The organism is Martinezella rhizogenes (genome assembly GCF_007002745.1).
GTDB classification, from domain to species: domain Bacteria; phylum Pseudomonadota; class Alphaproteobacteria; order Rhizobiales; family Rhizobiaceae; genus Agrobacterium; species Agrobacterium cucumeris.
The window spans coordinates 445,981-469,901 of the sequence record NZ_SGNY01000001.1 but is presented as its reverse complement, the minus strand read 5'-3'; the positions used below and the strand labels follow the sequence as shown (position 1 = coordinate 469,901).

Genomic DNA, 23,921 nt, shown 5'->3' with positions numbered 1-23,921 from the left:
CCTTGACCACGCGCGCAAGGCGCGACCTTGCCGAAGACCACGCCTATATCGAGACTGAAAATCCCCTTGCTGCCGATCGCCTCGTCCTCGATATCTTCAATAAAATCGAATCGATAGCGGCACTGGGCTTATCCGGTGTCTCAAGAAGCGGATATGGAGCCGGGCTTCGCAGCATCGCTTATCGTGAGCGCGTCATTTTCTTTCGTGTCGACGAGAATGAGCTTACCGTTCTGCGCGTGCTGCATGGCCATCAGGACATTTCCGCCAAAGATTTCAAACAAGAAGAAAACTGACATAAGATGGCCAAAGCCAAGACCCAATTCGTGTGCCAGAACTGCGGCACGGTTCACACCCGCTGGGCGGGAAAATGCGAAGGCTGCGGCGAGTGGAATACCATCGTCGAAGAGGATCCGATGGGCGGCATCGGCTCCGGGCCGGGCAAGGTGCCGAAGAAGGGCAGGCCTGTCACGCTGACCTCGCTTTCCGGCGAGATCGAGGAAGCGCCGCGCATTCCGACCGGCATCAGCGAACTGGACCGGGCGACCGGCGGCGGTTTCGTGCGCGGTTCGGCGGTCCTGATCGGCGGCGATCCTGGTATCGGCAAATCGACGCTGCTGATGCAGGCGGCGGCGGCCCTGTCGCGGCGCGGGCATCGCGTCATCTATGTCTCGGGCGAAGAGGCGGTGGCGCAGGTGCGCCTGCGCGCCCAGCGTCTGGAGGCGGCGGAAACCGATGTGCTGCTGGCGGCTGAAACCAATGTCGAGGATATTCTGGCGACGGTTTCCGAGGGCAAACGGCCTGATCTCATCATCATCGATTCCATCCAGACGCTTTGGAGCGACACGGCCGATTCCGCGCCCGGCACGGTGACGCAGGTGCGCACCGGCGTGCAGGCGATGATCCGATTTGCCAAGCAGACGGGCGCGACCATGGTGCTTGTCGGCCATGTGACCAAGGAAGGCCAGATCGCCGGTCCGCGCGTGGTCGAGCACATGGTCGATGCCGTGCTCTATTTCGAGGGTGACCGCGGCCACCACTACCGTATTTTGCGCACCGTCAAGAACCGCTTCGGACCGACGGATGAAATCGGCGTTTTTGAAATGTCCGATCGCGGCCTCAGGGAAGTCTCCAATCCCTCCGAACTGTTTCTGGGGGAGCGCAACGAAAAATCGCCCGGTGCAGCGGTTTTTGCCGGCATCGAAGGCACCCGCCCCGTGCTCGTCGAAGTGCAGGCGCTGGTCGCCGCCACTTCCCTTGGCACGCCGCGCCGCGCCGTGGTCGGCTGGGACAGTTCGCGGCTTGCCATGATCCTTGCCGTGCTGGAGGCCCATTGCGGCGTGAAGCTCGGCCAGCATGACGTTTATTTGAACGTGGCCGGCGGATACCGCATTTCCGAACCGGCGGCGGATATGGCGATTGCCTCGGCGCTGGTTTCCTCGCTTGCCGGTCTTGCCCTGCCCGCCGATTGCGTCTATTTCGGCGAAATCAGCCTGTCGGGTGCGGTACGTCCGGTGGCGCACACCGTGCAGCGATTGAAAGAAGCTGAAAAACTTGGTTTTTCCGCCGCACTTCTGCCGTCTGGTTCAGCTGAATTGCCGAAAGCGGGCAAGGGTCGCTGGACGGAAATTGAAAGCCTTCCGGACCTCGTGGCGCGCATCGCCGGCTCCGGCAACCGGTTCAAACAGGTTGAGGACGACGAATATTGATCCTTTCGCCAAGGGAAACAGTGGTGTAAGAGGATCGCAAAATTGGCAAGGCAGCGTCTGACAAGGCGTCGCACCTCCGGAGTTGGTATATGCCCATTACAATTTTCGACGGCATCGTCATCGCCGTTGTTCTTTTCTCCGCCGTTCTTGCGATGGTGCGCGGCTTTTCCCGTGAGATTCTGTCGATCGCGAGCTGGGCGGGTTCGGTCGCCGCCGCCTATTATCTCTATCCGGTTCTGCTGCCCTATGCGCGCAACTATACCGATGACGACAAGATCGCCATTGCCGGTTCGGCTGGCGTTGTCTTTCTGGTCTCGCTGATCGTCATCTCCTTCATCACCTCGCGCATTGCCGATTTCATCATCGACAGCCGCATCGGCGCGCTGGATCGCACGCTCGGTTTCCTGTTCGGCGCGGCGCGCGGCATTCTGCTTTTGGTCGTCGCGGTCGCCTTCTGGAACTGGCTGGTGGATGTGAAGACGCAGCCGGAGTGGGTAACGCAGGCCAAGTCCAAGCCGTTCCTCGATGGGCTGGTGGGCAAGCTGGAAGCGGTTCTGCCTGACGATATCGAGCCGCAGATTCGCGCCCGTATCCTTGGAAAACCGCAGGAACCGACGGCCGCGCAGGCCCCTGCGGAAGATGTGCCGGCAACAAATCCGCCAGCAACGAATAATTGACACGAGGGTGCGCCTTGCAATGCATGCAAGGCGCGCTATTTGTGCTAAATATCAAGCACGACACAGACAGGCCAACCGGGAGACACGCTCACCGGAGAGGTCTTTCTTTTTTCTCGGTAGAGAGCAAGGGCAAGCCGGATGATTGAGCCGCTTTCGCATTCCCCGTTCCCTGGGGCCACTTTCAAGGAAGAGATCGACGGCGATACGCTGCATGAAGAATGCGGCGTTTTCGGCATTCTCGGCCATGCCGACGCCTCGGCGCTGACCGCGCTCGGCCTGCATGCGCTTCAGCATCGCGGCCAGGAAGCGGCTGGTATCGTCTCCTTCGACGGCAAGCGTTTCCATCAGGAACGCCATATGGGCCTCGTCGGAGATCATTATACCGATCCCGCAACGCTTGCCCGCCTGCCCGGCTCCATCGCCATTGGCCACACCCGTTATTCCACGACCGGCGAAGTGGCGATGCGCAACGTGCAGCCGCTGTTTGCCGAGCTGGAAGAAGGCGGTATTTCCATTGCCCATAACGGCAACTTCACCAACGGCCTGACGCTGCGCCGCCAGATCATCGCCACCGGCGCAATCTGCCAGTCGACATCGGATACCGAAGTCGTTCTCCACCTCATCGCCCGCTCGCGCCACTCCTCCACCGCTGATCGTTTCATCGATGCTATCAGGCAGATGGAAGGCGGTTATTCGATGCTGGCGATGACGCGCACCAAGCTGATCGCCGCGCGTGACCCGATCGGCATCCGCCCGCTGGTCATGGGCGAGTTGGACGGTAAGCCGATCTTCTGCTCCGAAACCTGCGCTCTCGATATCATCGGCGCGAAATTCGTGCGCGACGTTGAAAACGGTGAAGTCATCATCTGCGAAATCCAGCCCGATGGTTCGATCACCATCGATGCGCGCAAGCCCTCTAAGCCGCAGCCGGAGCGTCTCTGCCTGTTCGAATATGTCTATTTCGCCCGCCCCGATTCCGTCGTCGGCGGCCGCAACGTCTATACGACGCGCAAGAACATGGGCATGAACCTTGCCAAGGAAGCGCCGCTGGAAGCTGACGTCGTTGTCCCGGTTCCCGATGGCGGCACGCCGGCAGCACTCGGTTTTGCGCAGGAAAGCGGCATTCCCTTCGAATACGGCATCATCCGCAACCACTATGTCGGCCGCACCTTCATCGAGCCGACGCAGCAGATCCGTGCTTTCGGCGTCAAGCTCAAGCATTCCGCCAACCGGGCGATGATCGAAGGCAAGCGCGTGGTGCTGGTGGATGATTCCATCGTGCGCGGCACCACTTCGGTCAAGATCGTGCAGATGATCCGCGAAGCCGGCGCCAAAGAAGTTCATATCCGCGTTGCGAGCCCAATGATTTTCCATCCGGATTTCTACGGCATCGACACGCCTGATGCCGACAAGCTGCTCGCCAACCAATATGCCGATGTCGAGGCGATGGCGAAGTTCATCGGAGCCGATTCGCTGGCTTTCCTGTCGATCGACGGACTTTACCGCGCCGTCGGCGGCGAGAACCGCAACCATGCGCGGCCGCAGTTCACTGACCATTATTTTACCGGCGACTATCCGACCCGCCTTCTCGACCAGAACGGCGAGGCGATGGGCAGCAAGATTTCCATGCTGGCCAGCAACGGCTGATAGCCCGAATGAACAAGCGGCCGCCGGCTTCCGGGGGCCGCTTTTTTCTTGCCTTTTGTTCAGGCCGTCCCATGCGACGATTTAATCGCTTGCAGCCGGCCGCTGTGGCTTCGTAAAAGGAGGCGCAATCATTTCGGAGGGGCAACATGACCATCAATCTCAAGGGCCGGATCGCGCTCGTCACCGGCGCTTCGCGCGGTATCGGTTATTTCACGGCGCTGGAACTGGCCAAGGCTGGCGCGCATGTCATCGCCTGCGCCCGCACGGTCGGCGGCCTTGAGGAACTTGACGACGCCATCAAGGCCGTTGGCGGCACTGCGACGCTGGTTCCCTTCGATCTTTCCGACATGAATGCCATCGATGCGCTGGGCGCCAATATCTTCGAGCGCTGGGGCAAGCTCGATATTCTGGTCGCCAATGCCGGCGTTCTCGGCGTCATCTCGCCGGTCGGCCATATCGAGGCCAAGGTTTTCGAGCGGGTCATGACCATCAACGTCACCGCCACATGGCGACTGATCCGCTCGGTTGAGCCGCTGCTGCTGAGATCGGATGCCGGCCGCGCGCTGATCCTGTCTTCGGGTGCCGCCCATAGCTGTCGCCCCTTCTGGGGTGTCTATTCCACCTCCAAGGCTGCGGTGGAAGCACTCGCCCGCACCTGGGCTGCAGAGACCGAAAAAAGCGCGATGCGCATCAACAGCATCAATCCCGGCGCCACACGCACCGCCATGCGGGCCCAGGCCATGCCCGGCGAGGACCCGGCCACCGTGCCGCACCCGTCAGAGGTTGCCGCCGCCATTCTTCCGCTTGCCTCGCCGGAGCTTACCGAAACCGGCAAGCTCTTTGTCGTGCGTGACAGGAAATTCGTCGACTACCGCCAGCCGGAGTGACTGTTTCATGCCTCGGCAGCCGATGCGGTCACCACGGATGCTCTTGACCGCACGGCACCGCCGCGCCATAAGGCAAGACATGAAAACAACGATCTGCACCTGCTGCTGAATAAATTTTGCTGGTTCGCCGCCGGCCAGATCGTTTTCGTCTCCCCGCAAGGTCCAACAGACAAACGGTCCGGTCAGGACAATTGACTGCCTTTAGGGAACACCCGCATGTCCTTGCGCCTCAAACTCCACAATACCCTGACACGCGAAAAGGCGGAATTTGCGCCAATCGACGCTGATAATGTGCGCATGTATGTCTGCGGCCCGACGGTCTATGATTTTGCCCATATCGGCAATGCGCGCCCGGTCATCGTGTTCGATGTTCTCTACCGGCTGCTGCGTCACGTCTATGGCGAGACCCACGTGACCTATGCCCGCAACATCACCGATCTCGATGACAAGATCAATGCGCGGGCGCTGCGCGACTATCCGCACCTGCCGCTCAACGACGCCATCCATGCGGTGACGAAAAAGACCGCCGACCAGTTCCACGACGATGTGGCCATGCTCGGCTGCCTTCCGCCGACCGTCGAACCGCGCGCCACCGATTATATCGCCGAGATGATTGATCTCATCGAAAAACTGATCGCCCGCGGCCACGCCTATACGGCGGGCGGCGAGGTGCTGTTCGACACCCGCTCGATGGCCGATTACGGCCAGCTTTCGAAGCGGCCTCTGGACGAGCAGCAGGCGGGCGCACGCGTAGCGGTGGAAGCCCACAAGAAGACCCCGGGCGATTTCGTGCTGTGGAAACTGTCCTCGCATAACGAGCCGGGCTGGGAGAGCCCCTGGGGCCGTGGCCGTCCGGGCTGGCACATCGAATGCTCGGCCATGGCCGGTCGTTACCTCGGCGAGGTCTTCGACATTCACGGCGGCGGGCTCGATCTCATCTTCCCGCACCACGAGAATGAAATCGCGCAATCGCGCTGCGCCCACGGCACGCATGTCATGGCCAATGTGTGGATGCATAACGGCTTCGTGCAGGTGGAAGGCCGCAAGATGTCGAAGTCCGAGGGCAACTTCGTGACCATCTACGAATTGCTGCACACGGAGAAGTTCGGCGGCCGCCAATGGCCGGGCGAGGTTCTGCGCCTTGCCATGCTGATGACGCATTACCGCGAACCGATAGATTTTTCGGTGAAGCGCCTGGAAGAGGCCGAACGCCTGCTTGCCAAGTGGCCCGCGGCCGATGTCTCCGATGCGGCACCGGATGAAACCGTGCTCGAGGCGCTTGCGGACGATCTCAACACGGTCGCCGCCGTCCAGGCGCTGCACGCGCTGGCCCACGCCGCCAATGTGGACCCTTCCAGGCTGCCGACCTTTGCCGCCAGCGCTGCACTGCTCGGTGTCTTGCCGAAGAAGGCGGAAATGGATGAGGCCATCGTTTCGGCTGTCGATGCGCTGGTGCAATTGCGGCTCGAGATGCTGAAGGCGAAGAACTTTGCGGAGGCGGATCGTGTTCGCGACGAGCTTTCGGAGAAGGGCATTCAGTTGAAGGATGGCAAGGACAAGGAAACGGGCGAGCGGACGACGACGTGGGAGATTAAGCGGTAAGGCTGCGATTCGCGGCTTACCCCCCTCTGCCCTGCCGGGGATCTCCCCCTCAAGGGGGGAGATCGATTTGCGGCGAGGTCTCGCCCATCTCACGGTGAGAGAGTGAAGTTGAAGTAGCGCGTCTTGCTGATCTCCCCCCTTGAGGGGGAGATGCCCGGCAGGGCAGAGGGGGGTAAAGCCACGCGACAGGCCCTTGCTTCCCCCATACCATATTCCAGTCTCACAATATCCCTTCAAGCCGCGAGCCGCTCATGCCCTACGCCAAGGTCAAACCCCAACATCGGGAATATGCGCGGCAAATGCGAAAGGCTATGACCGACACAGAACTGAAGTTTTGGGGCGCCGTCCGTGCTCACCGCCTAGACGGCCTCTCTTCCAGACGCCAGCTGCCTGTCGCCGGATACATCGTTGATTTCGCCTGCCCATCTCATAAGATCATCATCGAGCTGGATGGATTTCAGCACACGGAAGATGCTGCGGCAAACTATGACCAGCAGAGAACACAGACCTTTGAGGAACTTGGCTGGACCGTCCTCCGTTTCTGGAACGATGATATCCTCGGAGACATCGACAACGTTTGTCTCCACATTATCCGAACGGTAAAGGAGAACCAAGCATGACCACCCATACCGGCGGATGCCAGTGCGGCGCGATCCGTTTTCGCGCGACCGGCGATCTGAAAGACAGCTCCGTCTGTCATTGCCGCATGTGCCAGAAGGCTTTCGGGGCCTATTATGCGCCGCTAGTCTCCGTGCGTGAGGTCGAATTCGAATGGACGCGCGGCGAGCCGAAGCGCTTTCAGTCCTCCAGCGTCGTCAAGCGCGGTTTCTGCCCGGAATGCGGCACGCCGCTGACCTATGAAGCGCCGGATGGCGTGGCGGTGGCAGCGGGGGCATTCGACGATCCAGCGGCGCTGCCGCCAACCATTCAGTGGGGCGTGGAGCGCAAGATCGATTTCGTCGACAGCATCCACACGCTGCCTGCCGTTCCCACGGAAGACGACCTGACCTCGGTGGATTATCTCACCAACCTCGTCTCCTATCAGCACCCCGACCACGACACCGAAAGCTGGCCACCGGAGAGCGGAAAATGAATGAAGCGGGCTTTTCCGGCGGCTGCCAGTGCGGCGCCGTGCGTTTTCACGCCGGCAAGCTTGGCCGGGCCTCGATCTGCCATTGCCGCATGTGCCAGAAACATTTCGGCAATTTCTTCGGCGCACTGGTCAGCGCCGATCAGGCGCATCTGGTCTGGACACGCGGCCAGCCTGCCCTCTTCCGCTCCTCGACCAAGATCCATCGCGGTTTCTGCAACAAATGCGGCACGCCGCTGACCTATCATTATCCGGGAGGCGTGGAGATCGCCATCGGCGCTTTCGATCACCCGGAGCAGATCGAACCGCAGGTGCAGGTCAATTTTCACAAGCGCATGCCGTGGATCGAGCAGCTGTTTTCCAAACCAGCCGTGGAACAGGGCGTGGACGAGGCGGAGATCAACTCCTATCAGCACCCGGATCACGACACGCAGGTCTGGCCTCCTGAAGAAGGCCGCTGATGGACGAGGTGACGGACTTCAGTGGCGGATGCCAGTGCGGCACAGTGCGTTATCGGGTCAAGGGCGGGTTGCGTTATCCGCATCTGTGCCATTGCCGCATGTGCCAGAAGGCATCGGGCAATTATTTCATGCCGCTTGCAGCAAGTACCCTCACGCAGTTTGAGATGACCCGCGGCGAAGCATCATGGTTCCAGTCTTCCGACCATGTGCGCCGCGGTTTTTGCGGCCGCTGCGGCACGCCGCTTTTTTACGACGTTACGGGCGCCGATTTCATCAATATTACCCTTGGTTCACTGGATGAGCCAGAGCGGGTAAAACCGGAGGCGCAGTCCAATCTTGCCAGCAAGCTGCACTGGTTTTCCGAGCTTGACGGCTTGCCGGTCGAGCCGGAACCTGCAACGGATGACGCGCCCGCGCCGGTGAACAGCCGGCAGCACCCGGATCACGACACGGCCAGATGGCCATCAGAGGACAATAATCCATGACCGAAGAATTGCGCGGCTTTTACCCCGAGATCGAACCTTTCGAGACCGGCATGCTCGATGTCGGTGATGGGCACGTGATCTATTGGGAGCGGGTGGGCACACGCGGCGCGAAGCCGGCGGTTTTCCTGCATGGCGGCCCGGGCGGCGGGGTGAACCCAACGCATCGCCGCGTTTTCGATCCCGCACTTTACGACGTCATCCTGTTCGATCAGCGCGGCTGCGGCCGTTCCACACCGCATGCGGAACTGGAGGCCAACACCACCTGGCATCTGGTCGCCGACATTGAAAGGCTGCGTGAACTCTGCGGCTTTGAAAAATGGCTGGTTTTCGGCGGCTCCTGGGGTTCGACGCTGGCACTCGCTTATGCCGAGACCCATCCGAACCGCGTCAGCGAACTTGTCCTGCGCGGTATCTACACCGTCACCCGGCCGGAACTGGACTGGTACTACCAGTTCGGCGTTTCCGAAATGTATCCGGACCAGTGGGAAAAATTCATCGCGCCCATCCCGCAAGCCGAGCGCGGCGAGATGATGCAGGCCTATAATCGCTATCTCACCGGCGCTGACGAGGCAAAGAAGCTTGAATGCGCCAAGGCATGGAGCCAGTGGGAAGGCGCGACCATCGCGCTCGTTACCGATCCTGACCGCGTCGAGGATTTCGGCGAGGATAAATATGCCATCGCTTTTGCGCGCATCGAGAACCACTTCTTCGTTAATGCCGGCTGGCTGGAAGAAGGGCAACTGCTGCGCGATGCCGGCAAGCTCAAGGATATTCCCGGCGTCATCGTGCATGGGCGTTACGACATGCCCTGCCCGCTGAAATATGCCTGGCAGCTGGCCAAGGCCTGGCCGAAGGCGGATTTCCACATTATCGAGGCGGCTGGACACGCGATGAGTGAGCCCGGCATTCTCAACCAGCTGATCCGCGCCAACGATCGCTTTGCCGGGAAATAAGAGTCTTTTCAGCGGTTTGAAACGGCCGGATGAGACAATGATTCATGGGGGGGTGCCTATAAGGCTCCACGCGCGGCTTCCCGCGTGGAGCATCCGGACAGTTACGATGGCAGCTTATTTCAAGAGCAAAGCGCCTGTTATTCATGCAGTTTTTCTCATGAACCCTTCACGGAAATGAATTGGCCGCCCCTGTGGCGATCCGCTATAAAACGCCATCCGAACAATTTTGGCGGTACTCCCCATGGCACTCGACAAATCGCTCCCGGCCCAAGAGGGCGGCGACAGCGCGCGCGGTTTTGCTTTCGCGCTCTCCGCTTATCTCTTGTGGGGCTTCCTCCCCATCTACATGAAGGCGGTTGCGCATATCTCGCCGATCGAGGTCATCGTGCATCGCGTCATCTGGTCGGTGCCGATCGCGGCGGCGGTGCTGATTGCGCTCGGCCGGACAACGGAAATCCGCTCGGCACTGAAAAGCCCGAAGATGCTGGCCATGGCGAGCCTCACCGCCGCCCTCATCAGCATCAACTGGGGCATCTATATCTGGGCGATCGGCGCCGGCCGCGCGCTGGATGCCGCACTCGGTTATTTCATCAATCCGCTGTTCAGCATCTTTCTGGGTGCCGTGCTCCTGAAGGAGAAACTCTATCCGGCGCAGATCGCCGCCATTGGCCTCGTGGCGGTCGCGGTGGCGATCCTCACCTGGCATGCGGGCAGCCTGCCGTGGGTGTCCATCGCGCTCACCATGTCCTGGGGTTTTTACGCCTTTTTCCGCAAGACATTGCCGATTGGCGCGACGCAGGGCTTCCTGCTCGAAGTCATGCTGCTGTCCATTCCCGCCGTGCTGGTCATGGCCTGGCTGGGCTTCAGCGGACAGGCGCATTTCATGGGCGGCAATTCTGCCGACACCTGGCTTCTGGCCGCAAGCGGCGTGATCACCGCCGTTCCGCTCATTCTCTATGGCAATGGCGCCAAGTTGCTGCGGCTTTCGACCATCGGCATCATGCAATATATCGCGCCGACGATGATCTTCCTCATCGCCATCTTCATCTTCAAGGAACCCTTCGACACGGTGCGGATGGCGGCGTTTGCGATGATCTGGGTGGCGCTGGCGATCTATACCGGCTCAAGCCTGATGCGGTTCAAGCGATAATCCGGCTCCTTCCCTCGTTCCTGTGCCCGTTGCGGGAACGAGGAGAGGCGGACATCAATAATCCATCAGCAATTGCGGATCCGCTTCGTAACCGAAACGCGGTTTGACACCGAGGAGCGCTGCCGTCTGGGCGACGATTTCGCGGATCATCGGCGCTGCGGTGGAGGCTGCCGTGCGGCCGCCGTTCTCACCCGTCTTTGGCGCATCGATCATCGACAGCACGACATATCTCGGCTTATGCATCGGAAAGGCGGCGACGAAGCTGTTGAAATTGATATCCTTGGCGTAGCGGCCGTTGATGACCTTGTCAGCGGTGCCGGTCTTGCCACCGACGTGAAATCCTTCGACCTGCGCACGCCTGCCGGAGCCCTTGATACCATTCCAGTTGAAAAGATAACGCATATCGGCGCTGGTCTTTCCCTTGATGACGGCACGGGAAACCGTTGCCGCATCTTCCCTTGAACGCGACAGGAAAGTCGGTGAAATCAGGTTTCCGCCATTGATAAGCGCTGCGGCGGCAACCGCCGTCTGCAATGGTGTGGTGGCTATACCGTGCCCGAAGGAAATAGTGACGGAATTGATCTTCTTCCATGTCCTCGGCTGGGTTGGCGTGGCCACGCCCGGCATCTCGGTCTCCATGCGCGACAGCAGCCCGAGTTTCGTCAGGAACTGCTGGTGGCCTTCGACACCGACCATGTCGGCAACCGCCGCCGTGCCGATGTTGGATGAGTATTGAAACACTTCCGCGATTGAAAGCGGGCGGTTCTTGCCCCAGAAATCCTTGATGGTGAAGCCGCCCATGCGGATCGGCCGCGACGCGTCAACCACCGAATTCAGCGTGATCGCGCCTGCCTCCAGCCCCATGGCGAGCGTGAAGCTCTTGAAGGTGGAGCCCATCTCGAAGGTGGCGTTGCTCATGCGGTTGAACCAGCCCTTTTCATACTCCCTGTCGATGCTGCCATCGGCAAGCGTACGGGACGGTTCGTTGGGGTCGTAGTCCGGCACCGAGGCCATGGCCAGCACCTCGCCCGTCTCCACGTCAAGGATCACCGCGCCCGCCGCTTCCGCCTGATAGTCGGTTTTCGCCTTCATGACGATCTCACGGACGATGTTCTGCACCCGCAGATCGATCGACAGTTTCACCGGCTCCAGCGCCACGCCGCTTGCAAGACCGGTGGCGCGCAGATCGGCGAGCCCCTGCTGGTCGAGATAACGCTCCATGCCGGCGAGGCCCTGATTATCGACATTCACGTGGCCAATAATATGCGAGGCCGTCGGGCCGCCCGGATAAAACCGGCGCTTTTCCGGCCGGAAGCCGATGCCGGGTATGCCGAGATTGAGGATATCCGCCTGCTGACGGGGCGTAAGCTGGCGTCGCAGCCATTGGAAACCGCTATCCGAACGCAATCTGCGATGCGTGTCGCGCCAGTCGAGATTGGGGATGACGGTCGCCAGCTTCTCCACCACCTCGTCCGGATCGACAACCCGGCGCGGATCGGCATAAAGCGACACCATGTTGAGATCGGTGGCCAGCAGCTTGCCGTTGCGGTCGACGATATCCGGCCGCGACGCGACGGCGGTGGCGCCGGTGTTGATCCAGGCGGTTGCGACGGGTTGCGCAAGCCCATATTGAACGAGGCGCGCAGCCACGACGGCATAGATGGCGACGAAGACGGCGATCAGGATACCAAGCCGCATGCGCGTATCCACCCGGCGGCGGGCGGCGGAACCAAGCACGCCTTCCCTGCCCCTCAGCGGGCTTCTCTGAATAATGAAATGCGCCCGGCTTTTAAGCCGCACCACAAAAGCAATCATTTCCTGATGCACCCAATCTCATGGCGGCGAAAAGAGATTCCGCGACAGCCAACGTCCTGGTGACGCTGGCACAGGATCAGTCGCGGGGCCATGAAAAGAGCGGGCGGAGCAATGCCGCTGTTAAATCTGTATTAATATACACTTAAAATTATAATGAACCGCGCGGCGGTTCATTAACGATTTTTCCATGCGTGATGCATGCCGTTACCCCGAAAACGCTGCGCGCTCCAGGGCAACAAGTTTCAGAGGCGGGAAATGACCGAAGGGTCGCCTTCCGGGTTCTGCTGCGCCAGCGCCCGGTCGATGATGGCGGGCACGATGTCTTTCACCTCGTCGACGACAAGCGGGTTCAAGAGGTGGGCGCGATGGATGAAGCCCTGGTCGCGCATGTGCTGCACCAGCTCCAGCATCGGGTTCCAGAAACCGTTGATATTGGCAAAGACCATCGGCTTGGCGTGGCGGCCAAGCTGCGCCCAGGTCATGATCTCGACGATCTCTTCCAGGGTGCCGACACCGCCCGGCAGGGTCACGAAGGCATCCGAGCGCTCAAACATCATATGTTTGCGCTCATGCATGTCCTTGGTGACGACAAGCTCGTTCAATTGTCCGAGAGAATGGCGCGTTGCCTCCATATCGACCAGAAATTCCGGTATGATACCCGTCACTTCGCCGCCGTTGGAAAGAACGCCGCTGGCAACCGCGCCCATGATGCCCTTGGTGCCGCCGCCATAAACGAGGCGGATGCCGTTTTCGGCAATGGATTTCCCAAGCGCGCGGCCTGCTTCCATGTGAGCTGGATCACGCCCGGGCTGCGAGCCGCAATAAACGCAGATGGATCGAATCGCTGTATTTTTGTCCGTCATGAGAGGAAGGAACTATGCGGGATGCTGCACGTCAAGAAAATTTGGGAAATCCCTTGTAAATATGGCCTTTTGGCCACACGCCGCTTGTCTGGCGCCAGGTAAGACGCTAGCAATCTCAACTCGTGTGAAAAGCTTGAAATACCCGGAGATTCCAGGATGAAAAACAATAAAGCCGGTTTGCTGGCGCTGATCGTGCTGGGCGTTGCGTCCCTGCTCATGATCTTTTTCGTCCTGCCGAGGATTTCCAACGACGGCAAACCGATCGGCGAGGCCATCAACGAGGCCGGCAATGCGGTGAAGAACAGCGTTGAAATGGGTGGCGACAAGGCGGGCGACATCCTGTCCGACGCCGCTGAGGAAACCGCCAATATCGCCGACAAGGTGGGGCGGCTGGCGGCCTCTGCAACCCAGTCGATCAAGGATCTGACCACGCTTTTCGCCGACAGCAAGGTTCCCTCCGACGCCGATTTCGCAGCGGCGCGCAAAAAGGTCGAAGCTTCGCTCAAGGAACTGACCAATATCGAAATCCCGGAATCGCTGGACGAAACGACCTCGCGGCTGATCACCACCGCGCGCACGGCGGCCGAGCGCACCACGGCCTTCCTGCGCGGTCTGCCCGACAATGCGGCAGCCGCCGCAGCCCAGATCCGCCGCCTGGCAGGCGTTTTTGCCGGCACCGACGATGGCGCAGCGCAGCCGGCACAGCCCGCCGCTGCACCTGCCACCACGGCTCCTGCCGGGGCTGCGCAGGCAACGCCCGGCGTGCCGACCTTTGACGTGTTGCGCGTCGAGCCGGATGGTTCGGCCGTGGTCGCCGGCAAGGCGCAGCCGGGTGCCAAGCTCGAAATTCTCAGCAACGGCAAGGTGATCGCCCAGACGACCATCGACGGCACCGGCGATTTCGCCGCGGTTTTCGACAATCCCCTGCCGCCGGGCGACCATGAGCTGGTGCTGCGTTCCACCGACACCAGCGGCAAGGCGACACAATCCGAAGAAGTGGCAACCGTCTCGGTGCCCAACGGCAAGGCCGGCGAACTTCTGGCGATGGTTTCCAAGCCCGGCGAGGCAAGCCGCGTGCTGGCAATGCCGGAGGCTGCACCTCCAGCACTGCAGACCGCACAATCGGGACAGCCCGCAGCCGCAACCGCCGAAACCGGCAATGCCGCCCCTCCCCCTGCAGCCGTTGCCGGAGTGACGGCTCCCCCTCCGGCCGGTTCCGCTCCGGCTCAGACTGCTGCCTCGACCGTTCAGGTCACCGCCGTGGAATTTGAGGGATCGAAGATTTTTGTCGCAGGTTCCGCACCTGCCGGTTCGACGGTGCGTGCGCTGGTCGATGACCGGGAAATCGGCAAGAGCATTACGGAAGCCTCCGGTCATTTCGTCGTCGAAGGTGATGTCGATCTTGCCGTTGGCAGCCATATCATCACCGTCGAGGAACTGAATGCCGACGGCACGGTGAAGCTGCGCGTGCGTGTTCCCTTCGAGCGGCCACAGACCGATCAGGCAACCGTTGCCATGCAGGCGACGACCGCCTCGCCCGCCGCCACCACAGCCGCGCCGGCTGAAAACCAGAGCACGGCAATCGACCGCGCCGCCTTTGAAAAGCTGCGTGACGACGTTTCCAAGGCTTTCGGCATTCTTTCCAATCTCTACAGGGATCAGGCGACACCGGCGCTGGATCAGGCGATTGCCGGCCGCTCCGCGGTAGTGATTGCCCTGAAGTCGCTCTCCGAATTCCGCACCGCCGCGGCAACAGAGCCGGCCTTCACCGCCTTTGCAGGTGGCATCACCGCCAAGGCGCGCGATCTGCTGGCATCGGTCGAGGCATGGCCGAATGATGTGGCGGCCATCGGCAAGGGCATCGCATCGCTCGCAAGCCGACTGACCGAACTGCACATTACCGCACCAGCCGCGCCCGCGCCGCAGGCACCTGCCGGCCCGCAGACCTTCGAGCAGGCACCGCTCGCCGAAAGCCAAAACAGCGTCATCATCCGCCGCGGCGATACGCTGTGGCAGATTTCCCGGCGCGTTTATGGACAGGGCGTGCGTTACACGACGATCTACCTCGCCAATGAGGACCAGATCAAAAATCCTGACCTCATCGAGCCCGGCCAGATTTTCGGTGTACCGGAAAAGGCCCTGCCGAATGCGGAAGAACTCCACCGCAAACGGCTGAAGGGCGGCTCCTAAAGCGCCGAAGAGGTTGCGGTTAAGCCGCGACAATCCCATCTGTGACAAGCACGGCGGCGAAAGCCGCCGTCATGCTGTCGGCTTCCGGCAGTGACCGGAGAGAATGATGGCCACGAAGAAAAAAACCATTTCAGCGGATTCCAGCAATCCGACCCAGACCCTGATCAATCTCTGGCCCTATATGTGGCCGGAGGGCCGGTGGGACCTGAAGATGCGGGTGATCTGGGCAACCGTGTTCCTTGTCGTCGCCAAGCTGGTGTTGATCGCCGTTCCCTATTTCTTCAAATGGGCAACGGATGCACTGAACGGCAAACTAGACATGGCAGGGCTGGTTCCGGCCTTCCTGCTCGGCGCAGTCGCACTGGTCATCGCCTATAATCTGACGCGGCTGATACAGGTCGGGCTCAACCAGCTGCGCGATTCGCTGTTTGCCAGCGTCGGCCAGCATGCGGTGCGCCAGCTGGCCTATCGAACCTTCGTGCACATGCACCGGCTTTCCCTGCGTTTCCATCTGGAACGCAAGACCGGCGGGCTTTCGCGGGTTATCGAGCGTGGCACCAAGGGCATCGAAACCATTGTCCGTTTCACCATTCTCAACACCGCGCCGACCTTCATCGAATTCCTGCTGACGGCTGTTATTTTCTGGGCGTCATACGGTTTTTCCTATGTGCTGGTCACCGTCATCACCGTCTGGGCCTATATCTGGTTCACCGTCCGGGCCAGCAACTGGCGCATCTCCATCCGCCGCGCCATGAATGACAGCGATACCGACGCCAATACAAAGGCAATCGACTCGCTTCTGAATTTCGAGACCGTCAAATATTTCGGTAACGAGGAGATGGAGGCAAAGCGCTTCGACGTTGCGATGGAGCGTTACGAAAAATCGGCGATCTCGATCTGGACCTCGCTCGGCTGGCTGAACTTCGGCCAGGGCGTGATCTTCGGCATCGGTTCCACCGTCATGATGGTGATGTCGGCGCTCGCCGTGCAGCGCGGCGAACAGACCATCGGCGATTTCGTCTTCGTCAATGCGCTGCTGCTGCAGCTTTCCGTGCCACTGAACTTCATCGGTTTCGTTTATCGCGAAATCCGTCAGGGTCTGACCGACATAGAGCAGATGTTCGACCTTCTCGAGGTCGAGGCCGAGGTTACCGACCGGGCGGATGCAAAACCGCTTGGCGCCGGACCGGGCGCCATCTCGTTCCGCGACGTGCATTTTGCCTATGATCCTGAAAGGCCGATTTTGAAGGGTGTTTCCTTCGACGTACCGGCCGGAAAGACGGTGGCGATCGTCGGGCCTTCGGGTGCGGGAAAATCGACGATCTCGCGGCTGCTTTATCGTTTCTACGATATCCAGGAAGGCGCCGTCACAATCGACGGGCAGGATATTCGCGACGTGACGCAAAAGAGCCTGCGTTCGGTGATCGGCATGGTGCCGCAGGATACCGTGCTGTTCAACGATACGCTGGCCTACAACATCCGTTACGGCCGCCCCTTGGCAACGCAGGAGGAGGTGATGGCCGCAGCGGAAGCGGCGCAGATCAGCGCCTTCATCGGCAAACTGCCGGAGGGTTATGCGACCATGGTCGGCGAACGGGGCCTGAAACTGTCGGGTGGTGAAAAGCAGCGCGTGGCGATTGCCCGAACCATTCTCAAAGCCCCGCCGATCCTCATTCTCGATGAGGCAACTTCGGCGCTCGATACGCATACCGAGCAGGAGATCCAGAGCGCGCTCGACATCGTCTCGAAAAACCGCACCACGCTGGTCATCGCCCATCGTCTTTCCACCGTCATCCACGCGGATGAGATCATCGTCTTGAAGGAAGGGCTGATCGCCGAGCGCGGAACACACGCCTCGCTGATGGCGCAGAACGGCCTCTACGCCTCGATGTGGAGCCGTCAGCGCGAAGCCATCCGGGCGGAAGAGATGCTGCGCCATGTTCGCGAAACCGACGATCTCGGCGTCGTGGACCGCGGCGAACCGGCGCATTGACGGGCATAAACCCCTGATAACCGGGGGCGCAGATCCACCGGGCCATTGCCGGGCGGGTCGTTTGGCTGTAACCAGCTAGGCAAAATTTGTCGCATTGCCGTGTGGATCGTGTCGTATCACGACCACATATAGACGCGACAACGGAAACCGGAGCAAGGAATCTCATGAGTCTGTTCGACACCATTCGCAACACCATCGTACCGATCCACAAGGAAGGTTACGTCTTTGTCGCCGCCTTCTTCGTCGCATCGCTGGTGCTCGGCTGGATTTCCGAACCGCTATTCTGGGTCGGTCTCGTACTGACGGCCTGGTGCGCGTATTTCTTCCGCGACCCCGAGCGCGTCACACCACAGGATGACGACCTGATCATCAGCCCCGCCGATGGCAAGGTTTCCGCCGTCCAGACCGTCGTTCCGCCGCTGGAGCTGGAACTCGGCAAGGAGCCGATGGTGCGCATCTCGGTATTCATGAACGTGTTCAACTGCCATGTGAACCGCGCGCCGGTGCGTGGCCGCATCGTCAATGTCGCTTACCGCCCCGGCCTCTTCCTCAATGCGGAAGTGGACAAGGCTTCCGAAGACAACGAGCGTAACGGCCTCGTCATCGAGACGGCGCATGGCAAGGTCGGCGTGGTGCAGATCGCCGGCATGGTTGCCCGCCGTATCGTCTGCTGGGTCAAGCCGAATGAACCAGTTGATGCCGGTGAGCGTTTCGGCCTTATCCGTTTCGGTTCGCGTCTCGACATCTTCCTGCCGGAAGGTTTCCAGCCACGCGTTTCCGTCGGCCAGACGGCCGTTGCCGGTGAAACCGTACTTGCCGAATTCGGCTCCGCCAAAGGCCCGGTCATCAGCCGCCGCGGCTGATGACAATCAGGAAGGGCATGCGCCATGGAAACGCCGATCGCCGAGCCGCAACAGAACGGAAAACAGGAGGGCCACAAGGATAGCGGCCGGGGACCACGTCTGCGGGAAATTCCCTTCCGCCTCGTAATACCCAATCTCATCACCGTTCTGGCCATCTGTGCGGGCCTGAGCGGCGTGCGTCTCGCCATCGAAGGCCGCTTTGAGCTGGCCGTCGGCATGGTGCTGCTCGCCGCCTTCCTCGACGGTATCGACGGGCGCATCGCCCGCATGATGAAGGCGACCTCCAAATTTGGCGAACAGATGGATAGTCTGGCCGACATCGTCAATTTCGGTGTCGCCCCTGCCCTCGTGGTCTATGCCTATCTGCTCGATCAGGCGCGCTCCATCGGCTGGATCGCCGCGCTCATCTATGTCATTGCCGCCGGCCTGCGCCTGGCGCGCTTCAACGTGATGATCGAACGGCCGGTGAAAGCGCCCTGGCAGAACGAATTCTTCGTGGGTGTTCCGGCTCCCATGGGCGCCATGCTGGTGCTTCTGCCTGTCTATCTCGGCTTCCTCGGCGTGGAGCCGGACAAGCCCTTCGCCTATGTCGCCGCCGCCTATACCGTACTGATCGGTTATCTCCTCATCAGCCGCCTGCCGGTCTGGTCGGGGAAATCAGGCACCAGCCGCATTCGCCGCGATCTGGTGCTGCCGATGATCCTCGTCGTCGTGCTCTACGTGGCGATGCTGATGAGCTTCACCTGGGAAGTGCTGGTTCTGACCGTTGCCGCTTATCTCGTCTTCATTCCCATCAGTGCCCGCCTGTGGCATCGCCGCTATGGCACGCTGACCATCGAAGAAGACGCGCATGATGAGGCGAATGGCGGAAACGGCCTCGATCGCGGTATTTGAAACCATAGGTTTATTTTTCCTGCGGGACCTTGCCGGCGGATGTGGCGCAAAATGTCGCATCCCTCAAAGCCGGCTTCATTTTTTTTCGCCTCGAATCCGTCAAGATTACCCCCGAGAAAGGGGCTTCACACGCTTCGCACCGGCGAATGGCGTGAATTATGGAGAAAAGAAATGACGAACGAGACGAAGGCACAGCCGCAGGCGAAGCCGGACCTCAAAAGCCACTACCGCCCGCTTGGACTGAAGGCCGTCGCGGCCGCAGCCCTGATGCTGAAGCGCAAGCCAGCCGTCAAACCCGCCTGAAAACATTAAGTTTTTTTGGCCAGCGGTTTTCGGATCATCTGGTGCATCGGGTCAAGAATCAACATTCCCCGGCAGAACTTCAGCAATCGCGCGGCGCCTTTAACGGCGCCGTTTTTTATCCGGCATGCAGCATGAACGACCGGTATTCATAAATTCAGGAACTTTTTGTAACGAAGCCGCAACGAAAATGAAGTAAAAAGCGCGGCCTCTACGAAACGTCTGTACGAGCGCAAACGTATAGACTAGTGAATAACAAAGAATTTTCTATTTTTCGCAGTTTTTTCCAAAACAATGCATAAGCCGACTTCCAAATCCGCAGACATGCGGATGACGAATATCCGGTGTTCAGGAAAGATTGTGAAGACAGGCCAGGGGGGCTTGGGACGGCCATGCAGGATAAAATCCTTCTGATTGAAGATTCCGTTGCTCTTTCCATGCTGCTGAAGTCGCGGCTCTCGGAAGAGACCGAGGCTGAGGTCATTCATTGTGACAGCATGGCTACCGCCGATGCCCTTCTGAGCGTCCATGATTTTACGCTGGCGCTGACGGGGCTCAACCTGCCTGACGCGCCGAAGGGCGAGATTTTAGGCCTTCTTTCCGAGCGCAAGGTGCCGGCGATCGTCTTCACCGCAACGGTGGATGAAGAGGCGCGCAAACGTTACGCCGAAAAGAAGATCATCGATTATATCGTCAAGGACGGGCATCGCACCGTCGATGCGGTGGTCAAGACCGTCGACCGGATTTTGACCAACCGGCGCTTTTCCGTTCTGGTGGTCGATGATGCGCGCACGGCGCGTTCCGGCCTGGTGGAAATATTGGAACGGCAGAATTTCAAGGTCAGCGAGGCTCATTCGGGCAACCGGGCGCTGGAAATCCTGTCACAGGATCCCTCGATCCAGCTCGTCATCACCGATTATCATATGCCTGACATGGACGGTTATGAGCTGACGCGCCGCATCTGCGACAGCCGTTCCTCGGAGGATCTGCGGGTGATCGGCATCTCGTCCTCCACCGACCGGCTGCTTTCGGCCAGTTTCCTCAAGGCAGGCGCATCGGATTTCGTTTATCGCCCCTTCGTGCCGGAAGAGTTGCAGTGCCGTATCGACAATAATATCGAAACGCTGAAGCAGCTGAAACGCCTGCGCGAACTGGCCGAACGAGACCATCTGACCGGCCTGCCGAACCGCCGCTCCTTCTTCGAGCGTACCCGGGCGTTAATGGATATCATCAACGACAACGACGAAAACGGTGCGGTCGCCATTCTCGACATCGACCATTTCAAGAAGATCAACGACACGCTCGGGCACGATGCCGGCGACCGGGCGCTGAAGAAGCTTGCCGAACTGCTGCACGACATGTGTCATGAGAAGCGCCATATTCCCGCCCGCCTCGGCGGCGAGGAGTTCGCCGTGTTCCTGCGCGGCCTGGATGCCCATGCCGCCTATCAGTTTTGCGAGGAACTGCGCTGCGCTGTTGAAAGCAACGGCCGCCAGCTGAGCGGCAGCAGCCTGGCGCTGACGATTTCGCTCGGCGTGGTGGAAATCGAAAAGGGCGAACCTTTCGACAACCAGCTGAATGCCGCCGACCAGCTGCTCTATCTCGCCAAGGCGAATGGCCGCAACCGGGTGTATTCCGACGTGATGATCCAGGAAGGCCTGCAGAAGATGGGGCAGAACGGCTAAGATTTTCCCGTAGACAGGGTCGTGGTCCGAGCGAATGCCGCTTGTTTCTTCTCCCCGCCGGGGAGAAGTCCGCGGCAGCGGGATGAGGGGGCAAGCTCTCCGTCTCTCGCTGGCGTCGCCCCCTCATCCGACCCTTCGGGCCACCTTCTCCCCGGCGGGGAGAAGAAACAAGGGGCGATATCCTGCCCCTTCATTACTGTCCCAAGAACGCCAGCGTCGCCAAATCGAATCCGCTTCACCATGTTAGAAATGAGCGAATGCCGCTTGTTTCTCCTCCCCGAGGGGAGAAGTCCGCGGCAGCGGGATGAGGGGGCAAGCTCTCCGTCTCTCGCTGGCGTCGCCTCCTCATCCGATCCTTCGGGCCACCTTCTCCCCGACCGGGGAGAAGAAATATGCGGCAACGTCCGGCCCTATTCATTGGCCTTTGGAATCACGGGCCTAGGGAATCACGTCAGAACAGCGACATCTGCCCCTCGTCCTTCGGCGGCTTGATCTTGGCCAGAGGCGCGCTTTCCGGCACCGGCTCGATGAGATCGGCGCCGACATTGGCGACCTTGTTGACCTTGTCTGACACCGGGATCATCTCGAAGAAATCGTCCTGGGCCGGCCGCATCAGATCGGCCACCTCGCGCGGTTCCTGCGTCTTGCAGTCCAGCCAGCGACTGAAATCCTCGGGCGCGATGACGACAGGCATGCGGTCGTGAATGCGGCCGACCGCGGCATTGGCGGCCGTCGTCAGGATTGCGCCGGTATCAACTTCAGATCCGTCAGCGGAAGACCATGTTTCCATGAGGCCGGCAAAGGCGACGATGCCGCCGTTTTTCGGGCGGATGAAATAGGGTTGCGGCTTGCCGCCCTCCTCCTTTGATGGTCGACGCCATTCGTAAAAGCCGGTGGCTGGAATGAGCACGCGGCGATGGCGCATGGCGGCGCGGAAGGAGGCCTTGCCGATGGCGGTTTCCGAACGGGCATTAATGAGCAGGGGAAAATCCTTGGGGTCCTTCACCCAGCCCGGCAGAAAGCCCCAGCGGACCAGCACCGCCCGGCGGTTGGGCAGGTTGCTACCGCGCTCCTGCCGCTCGCCTTCCAGCACCACCAGAACCGGCTGGGTGGGCGCAATGTTGAAACGGGCGGGAAAATCCTCAAGCCCGATCAGATCGAGATAATCGGCGATTTCTTCCGGCGTCGCCTTCAGGACAAAACGTCCGCACATCTTCTTCTCCTCAGGCGCGTGGTCCGAACAGGATGATGGCCGTGCCGGCGAGGCAGACGGCGCCGCCGGCGACATCCCATTTATCCGGCAATTGCCCTTCAACGCCCCAGAGCCAGAGAAGCGATGCGGCGATGTAAATCCCACCATAGGCGGCATAGGCTCTGCCCGCCGTCTCGGTCGGCACCAGTGCCAATAGCCAGGCGAAAGCGGCAAGCGACAGCATGCCCGGCAATAATATCCAGACCGGCTTGCCGAGTTTCAGCCAGGCCCAGAAGGAGAAGCAACCGGCGATTTCCGCAAGTGCCGCCAATACATAGATAAGATAGACCTTCATTCCACCGTCTTCTGCGTGCACAATGGGGCGTGTTGTTCGCAACAGGTTAGAGCCTCCGCGCCTTATCCGAAAGGGCGCATCGGCGCTCTCGCACCACAATATGCAGACAGGCCCCAGACGGCCGAAACGAGTGAAACTATCAATGACCCTTCGCATCAAGCCCCGCCCCGCCTCCTCTGCCATCGTCAGGAATGGCGACCGGCTGCTTCTCGTGCGCCGAATCAATCCGCCGTCAAAGGACATGTTCGCGTTTCCGGGCGGGCGCGGCGAAGAGGGGGAAACACCGGCGGAGACGGCAATTCGCGAACTTCACGAGGAAACCGGCATCATCGCACGCAAACCGCAACTCTTCGCGACCTACGACCTGCCGTCGCGCGACGCAGACGGCGTACTGACCAGCCACTATTTCCTGTCGGTCTTCACAGTGGAAACGGATGCCGATCCGGCAGTGACGGCGGCCGACGATGCGGCGGATGCGGGCTGGTACACATTGGCGGAAATCCGCCGGTTGCCGGCGCCTGAAAGCGTGGTCGAATGCGCCGAGCGCCTGCTTGCATGATTGCCAGCCAGCCAGAATCGCGATTATTTAGGGCATGTCCGCCCGCCGGATGTTCACCAGCCAGCAGTTCACGCGTATGTGTGGGGCAGAATAGAATTTTGATAAGATCAACCATTTTCCTGTCTCTTTTCCTGGCCATGTTGCCGGCCGGGCAAGAAGGCATCGCTTATGCGCAGCCTTCAAAGGCGGCTTCCAAGGAAGTACGCCCTGCGGAAGTGACGCCGCCCAAACCCGCTCCCTATGACGACAAGCTGGCACGGCTTTCCGAAATACTGGGCGCGGTGCAATATCTGAGAACCCTGTGCCCCTCTTCCGGTCCGGAGGACTGGCGCGGATCGATGAGCGATCTTCTGGCTGCGGACACGGCCAACGAACCCGAAAGACGCCAGCGCATGACGGCTGCATTCAACCGTGGATACCGCTCCTTTGCGGCCATCCACACCAGTTGCACACGCGCCGCCGTCATGGCAGAAGAGAACTACCGTAACGAAGGGGCAACACTCGCTCAGGAAATCGCGTCCAGGTTCGGAAATTAGAGGATTGTTAACCTCTTT

24 protein-coding genes are annotated in these 23,921 nt (G+C 60.4%); 20 read left to right on the top strand and 4 right to left on the bottom strand.

Annotated features, from left to right (window positions below; genetic code table 11):
• Positions 1-2: 2 nt before the first annotated feature.
• The 12 genes from EXN68_RS02370 to rarD all read left to right on the top strand — a co-directional run bounded on the left by EXN68_RS02370 (position 3) and on the right by rarD (position 10,658).
• Positions 3-293 carry a type II toxin-antitoxin system RelE/ParE family toxin gene (locus EXN68_RS02370; RefSeq protein WP_142839482.1) on the top strand — a complete coding sequence of 97 codons (291 nt, stop codon included), beginning with the start codon at positions 3-5 and terminating at the stop codon, positions 291-293.
• 6 nt (positions 294-299) lie between these two features.
• Positions 300-1,706: a DNA repair protein RadA gene (gene radA, locus EXN68_RS02365; protein WP_142839481.1), complete on the top strand. Its 1,407-nt coding sequence runs from the start codon at positions 300-302 to the stop codon at positions 1,704-1,706.
• Between the two features lie 89 nt (positions 1,707-1,795).
• Complete coding sequence (locus EXN68_RS02360) at positions 1,796-2,383, top strand: CvpA family protein (protein ID WP_046798795.1); 588 nt, start codon at positions 1,796-1,798, stop codon at positions 2,381-2,383.
• A 138-nt stretch (positions 2,384-2,521) separates the two neighbouring features.
• Positions 2,522-4,030: an amidophosphoribosyltransferase gene (purF, locus tag EXN68_RS02355; protein WP_003502024.1), complete on the top strand. Its 1,509-nt coding sequence runs from the start codon at positions 2,522-2,524 to the stop codon at positions 4,028-4,030.
• A 146-nt stretch (positions 4,031-4,176) separates the two neighbouring features.
• Positions 4,177-4,917, top strand: coding sequence for an SDR family NAD(P)-dependent oxidoreductase (locus EXN68_RS02350; protein WP_142839480.1), 741 nt, complete (start codon positions 4,177-4,179; stop codon positions 4,915-4,917).
• A 216-nt stretch (positions 4,918-5,133) separates the two neighbouring features.
• Complete coding sequence (cysS, locus tag EXN68_RS02345) at positions 5,134-6,519, top strand: cysteine--tRNA ligase (RefSeq protein ID WP_142839479.1); 1,386 nt, start codon at positions 5,134-5,136, stop codon at positions 6,517-6,519.
• Between the two features lie 251 nt (positions 6,520-6,770).
• A complete protein-coding gene (locus EXN68_RS02340) occupies positions 6,771-7,139 on the top strand; it encodes an endonuclease domain-containing protein (protein WP_142839478.1) in 369 nt (122 codons plus the stop codon).
• Positions 7,136-7,612, top strand: a complete 477-nt coding sequence (locus tag EXN68_RS02335) for a GFA family protein (RefSeq protein ID WP_142839477.1) — start codon at positions 7,136-7,138, stop codon at positions 7,610-7,612. Before EXN68_RS02340 ends, EXN68_RS02335 begins: the two co-directional genes overlap by 4 nt.
• The gene (locus tag EXN68_RS02330) at positions 7,609-8,070 is read left to right on the top strand and encodes a GFA family protein (protein ID WP_142839476.1); all 462 of its coding nucleotides are present in this window, start codon (positions 7,609-7,611) and stop codon (positions 8,068-8,070) included. Before EXN68_RS02335 ends, EXN68_RS02330 begins: the two co-directional genes overlap by 4 nt.
• Positions 8,070-8,555 carry a GFA family protein gene (locus tag EXN68_RS02325; protein ID WP_142839475.1) on the top strand — a complete coding sequence of 162 codons (486 nt, stop codon included), beginning with the start codon at positions 8,070-8,072 and terminating at the stop codon, positions 8,553-8,555. The genes EXN68_RS02330 and EXN68_RS02325 overlap by 1 nt, the downstream gene beginning before the upstream one ends.
• The gene (gene pip / locus EXN68_RS02320) at positions 8,552-9,508 is read left to right on the top strand and encodes a prolyl aminopeptidase (protein WP_142839474.1); all 957 of its coding nucleotides are present in this window, start codon (positions 8,552-8,554) and stop codon (positions 9,506-9,508) included. The genes EXN68_RS02325 and pip overlap by 4 nt, the downstream gene beginning before the upstream one ends.
• Positions 9,509-9,749: 241 nt before the next feature.
• Positions 9,750-10,658, top strand: a complete 909-nt coding sequence (gene rarD / locus EXN68_RS02315; RefSeq protein WP_142839473.1) for an EamA family transporter RarD — start codon at positions 9,750-9,752, stop codon at positions 10,656-10,658.
• 54 nt (positions 10,659-10,712) lie between these two features.
• Here rarD and EXN68_RS02310 read toward each other — a convergent pair whose 3' ends face one another.
• Positions 10,713-12,473, bottom strand: a complete 1,761-nt coding sequence (locus tag EXN68_RS02310) for a peptidoglycan D,D-transpeptidase FtsI family protein (protein WP_142839472.1) — start codon at positions 12,471-12,473, stop codon at positions 10,713-10,715.
• 242 nt (positions 12,474-12,715) lie between these two features.
• Positions 12,716-13,336: an LOG family protein gene (locus EXN68_RS02305; RefSeq protein ID WP_080842185.1), complete on the bottom strand. Its 621-nt coding sequence runs from the start codon at positions 13,334-13,336 to the stop codon at positions 12,716-12,718.
• 156 nt (positions 13,337-13,492) lie between these two features.
• Here EXN68_RS02305 and EXN68_RS02300 point away from each other — a divergent pair, with 156 nt between their 5' ends.
• The 6 genes from EXN68_RS02300 to EXN68_RS02280 all read left to right on the top strand — a co-directional run bounded on the left by EXN68_RS02300 (position 13,493) and on the right by EXN68_RS02280 (position 21,261).
• Complete coding sequence (locus EXN68_RS02300; protein WP_142839471.1) at positions 13,493-15,526, top strand: LysM peptidoglycan-binding domain-containing protein; 2,034 nt, start codon at positions 13,493-13,495, stop codon at positions 15,524-15,526.
• A 106-nt stretch (positions 15,527-15,632) separates the two neighbouring features.
• Positions 15,633-17,519 (top strand): ABCB family ABC transporter ATP-binding protein/permease, encoded by a 1,887-nt coding sequence (locus EXN68_RS02295; protein ID WP_142839470.1) that lies wholly within the window; start codon positions 15,633-15,635, stop codon positions 17,517-17,519.
• Between the two features lie 128 nt (positions 17,520-17,647).
• Complete coding sequence (locus EXN68_RS02290) at positions 17,648-18,382, top strand: phosphatidylserine decarboxylase (protein ID WP_142839938.1); 735 nt, start codon at positions 17,648-17,650, stop codon at positions 18,380-18,382.
• 24 nt (positions 18,383-18,406) lie between these two features.
• Positions 18,407-19,276 (top strand): CDP-diacylglycerol--serine O-phosphatidyltransferase, encoded by an 870-nt coding sequence (pssA, locus tag EXN68_RS02285; RefSeq protein WP_142839469.1) that lies wholly within the window; start codon positions 18,407-18,409, stop codon positions 19,274-19,276.
• Positions 19,277-19,447: 171 nt separating this feature from the next.
• Positions 19,448-19,579 carry a hypothetical protein gene (locus EXN68_RS28055; RefSeq protein WP_256367995.1) on the top strand — a complete coding sequence of 44 codons (132 nt, stop codon included), beginning with the start codon at positions 19,448-19,450 and terminating at the stop codon, positions 19,577-19,579.
• A 389-nt stretch (positions 19,580-19,968) separates the two neighbouring features.
• The gene (locus tag EXN68_RS02280) at positions 19,969-21,261 is read left to right on the top strand and encodes a GGDEF domain-containing response regulator (protein WP_142839468.1); all 1,293 of its coding nucleotides are present in this window, start codon (positions 19,969-19,971) and stop codon (positions 21,259-21,261) included.
• 451 nt (positions 21,262-21,712) lie between these two features.
• Here EXN68_RS02280 and EXN68_RS02275 read toward each other — a convergent pair whose 3' ends face one another.
• Complete coding sequence (locus EXN68_RS02275) at positions 21,713-22,474, bottom strand: SOS response-associated peptidase (RefSeq protein WP_142839467.1); 762 nt, start codon at positions 22,472-22,474, stop codon at positions 21,713-21,715.
• A gap of 10 nt (positions 22,475-22,484) precedes the next feature.
• Positions 22,485-22,808: a YnfA family protein gene (locus EXN68_RS02270; protein ID WP_142839466.1), complete on the bottom strand. Its 324-nt coding sequence runs from the start codon at positions 22,806-22,808 to the stop codon at positions 22,485-22,487.
• Positions 22,809-22,950: 142 nt separating this feature from the next.
• Here EXN68_RS02270 and EXN68_RS02265 point away from each other — a divergent pair, with 142 nt between their 5' ends.
• Both EXN68_RS02265 and EXN68_RS02260 read left to right on the top strand, forming a co-directional pair.
• On the top strand, positions 22,951-23,367 hold the full coding sequence (locus EXN68_RS02265) for an NUDIX hydrolase (protein ID WP_142839465.1): 417 nt from the start codon (positions 22,951-22,953) through the stop codon (positions 23,365-23,367).
• 98 nt (positions 23,368-23,465) lie between these two features.
• Positions 23,466-23,903 (top strand): TIGR02301 family protein, encoded by a 438-nt coding sequence (locus EXN68_RS02260; protein ID WP_142839464.1) that lies wholly within the window; start codon positions 23,466-23,468, stop codon positions 23,901-23,903.
• The last annotated feature ends 18 nt before the right edge of the window (positions 23,904-23,921 follow it).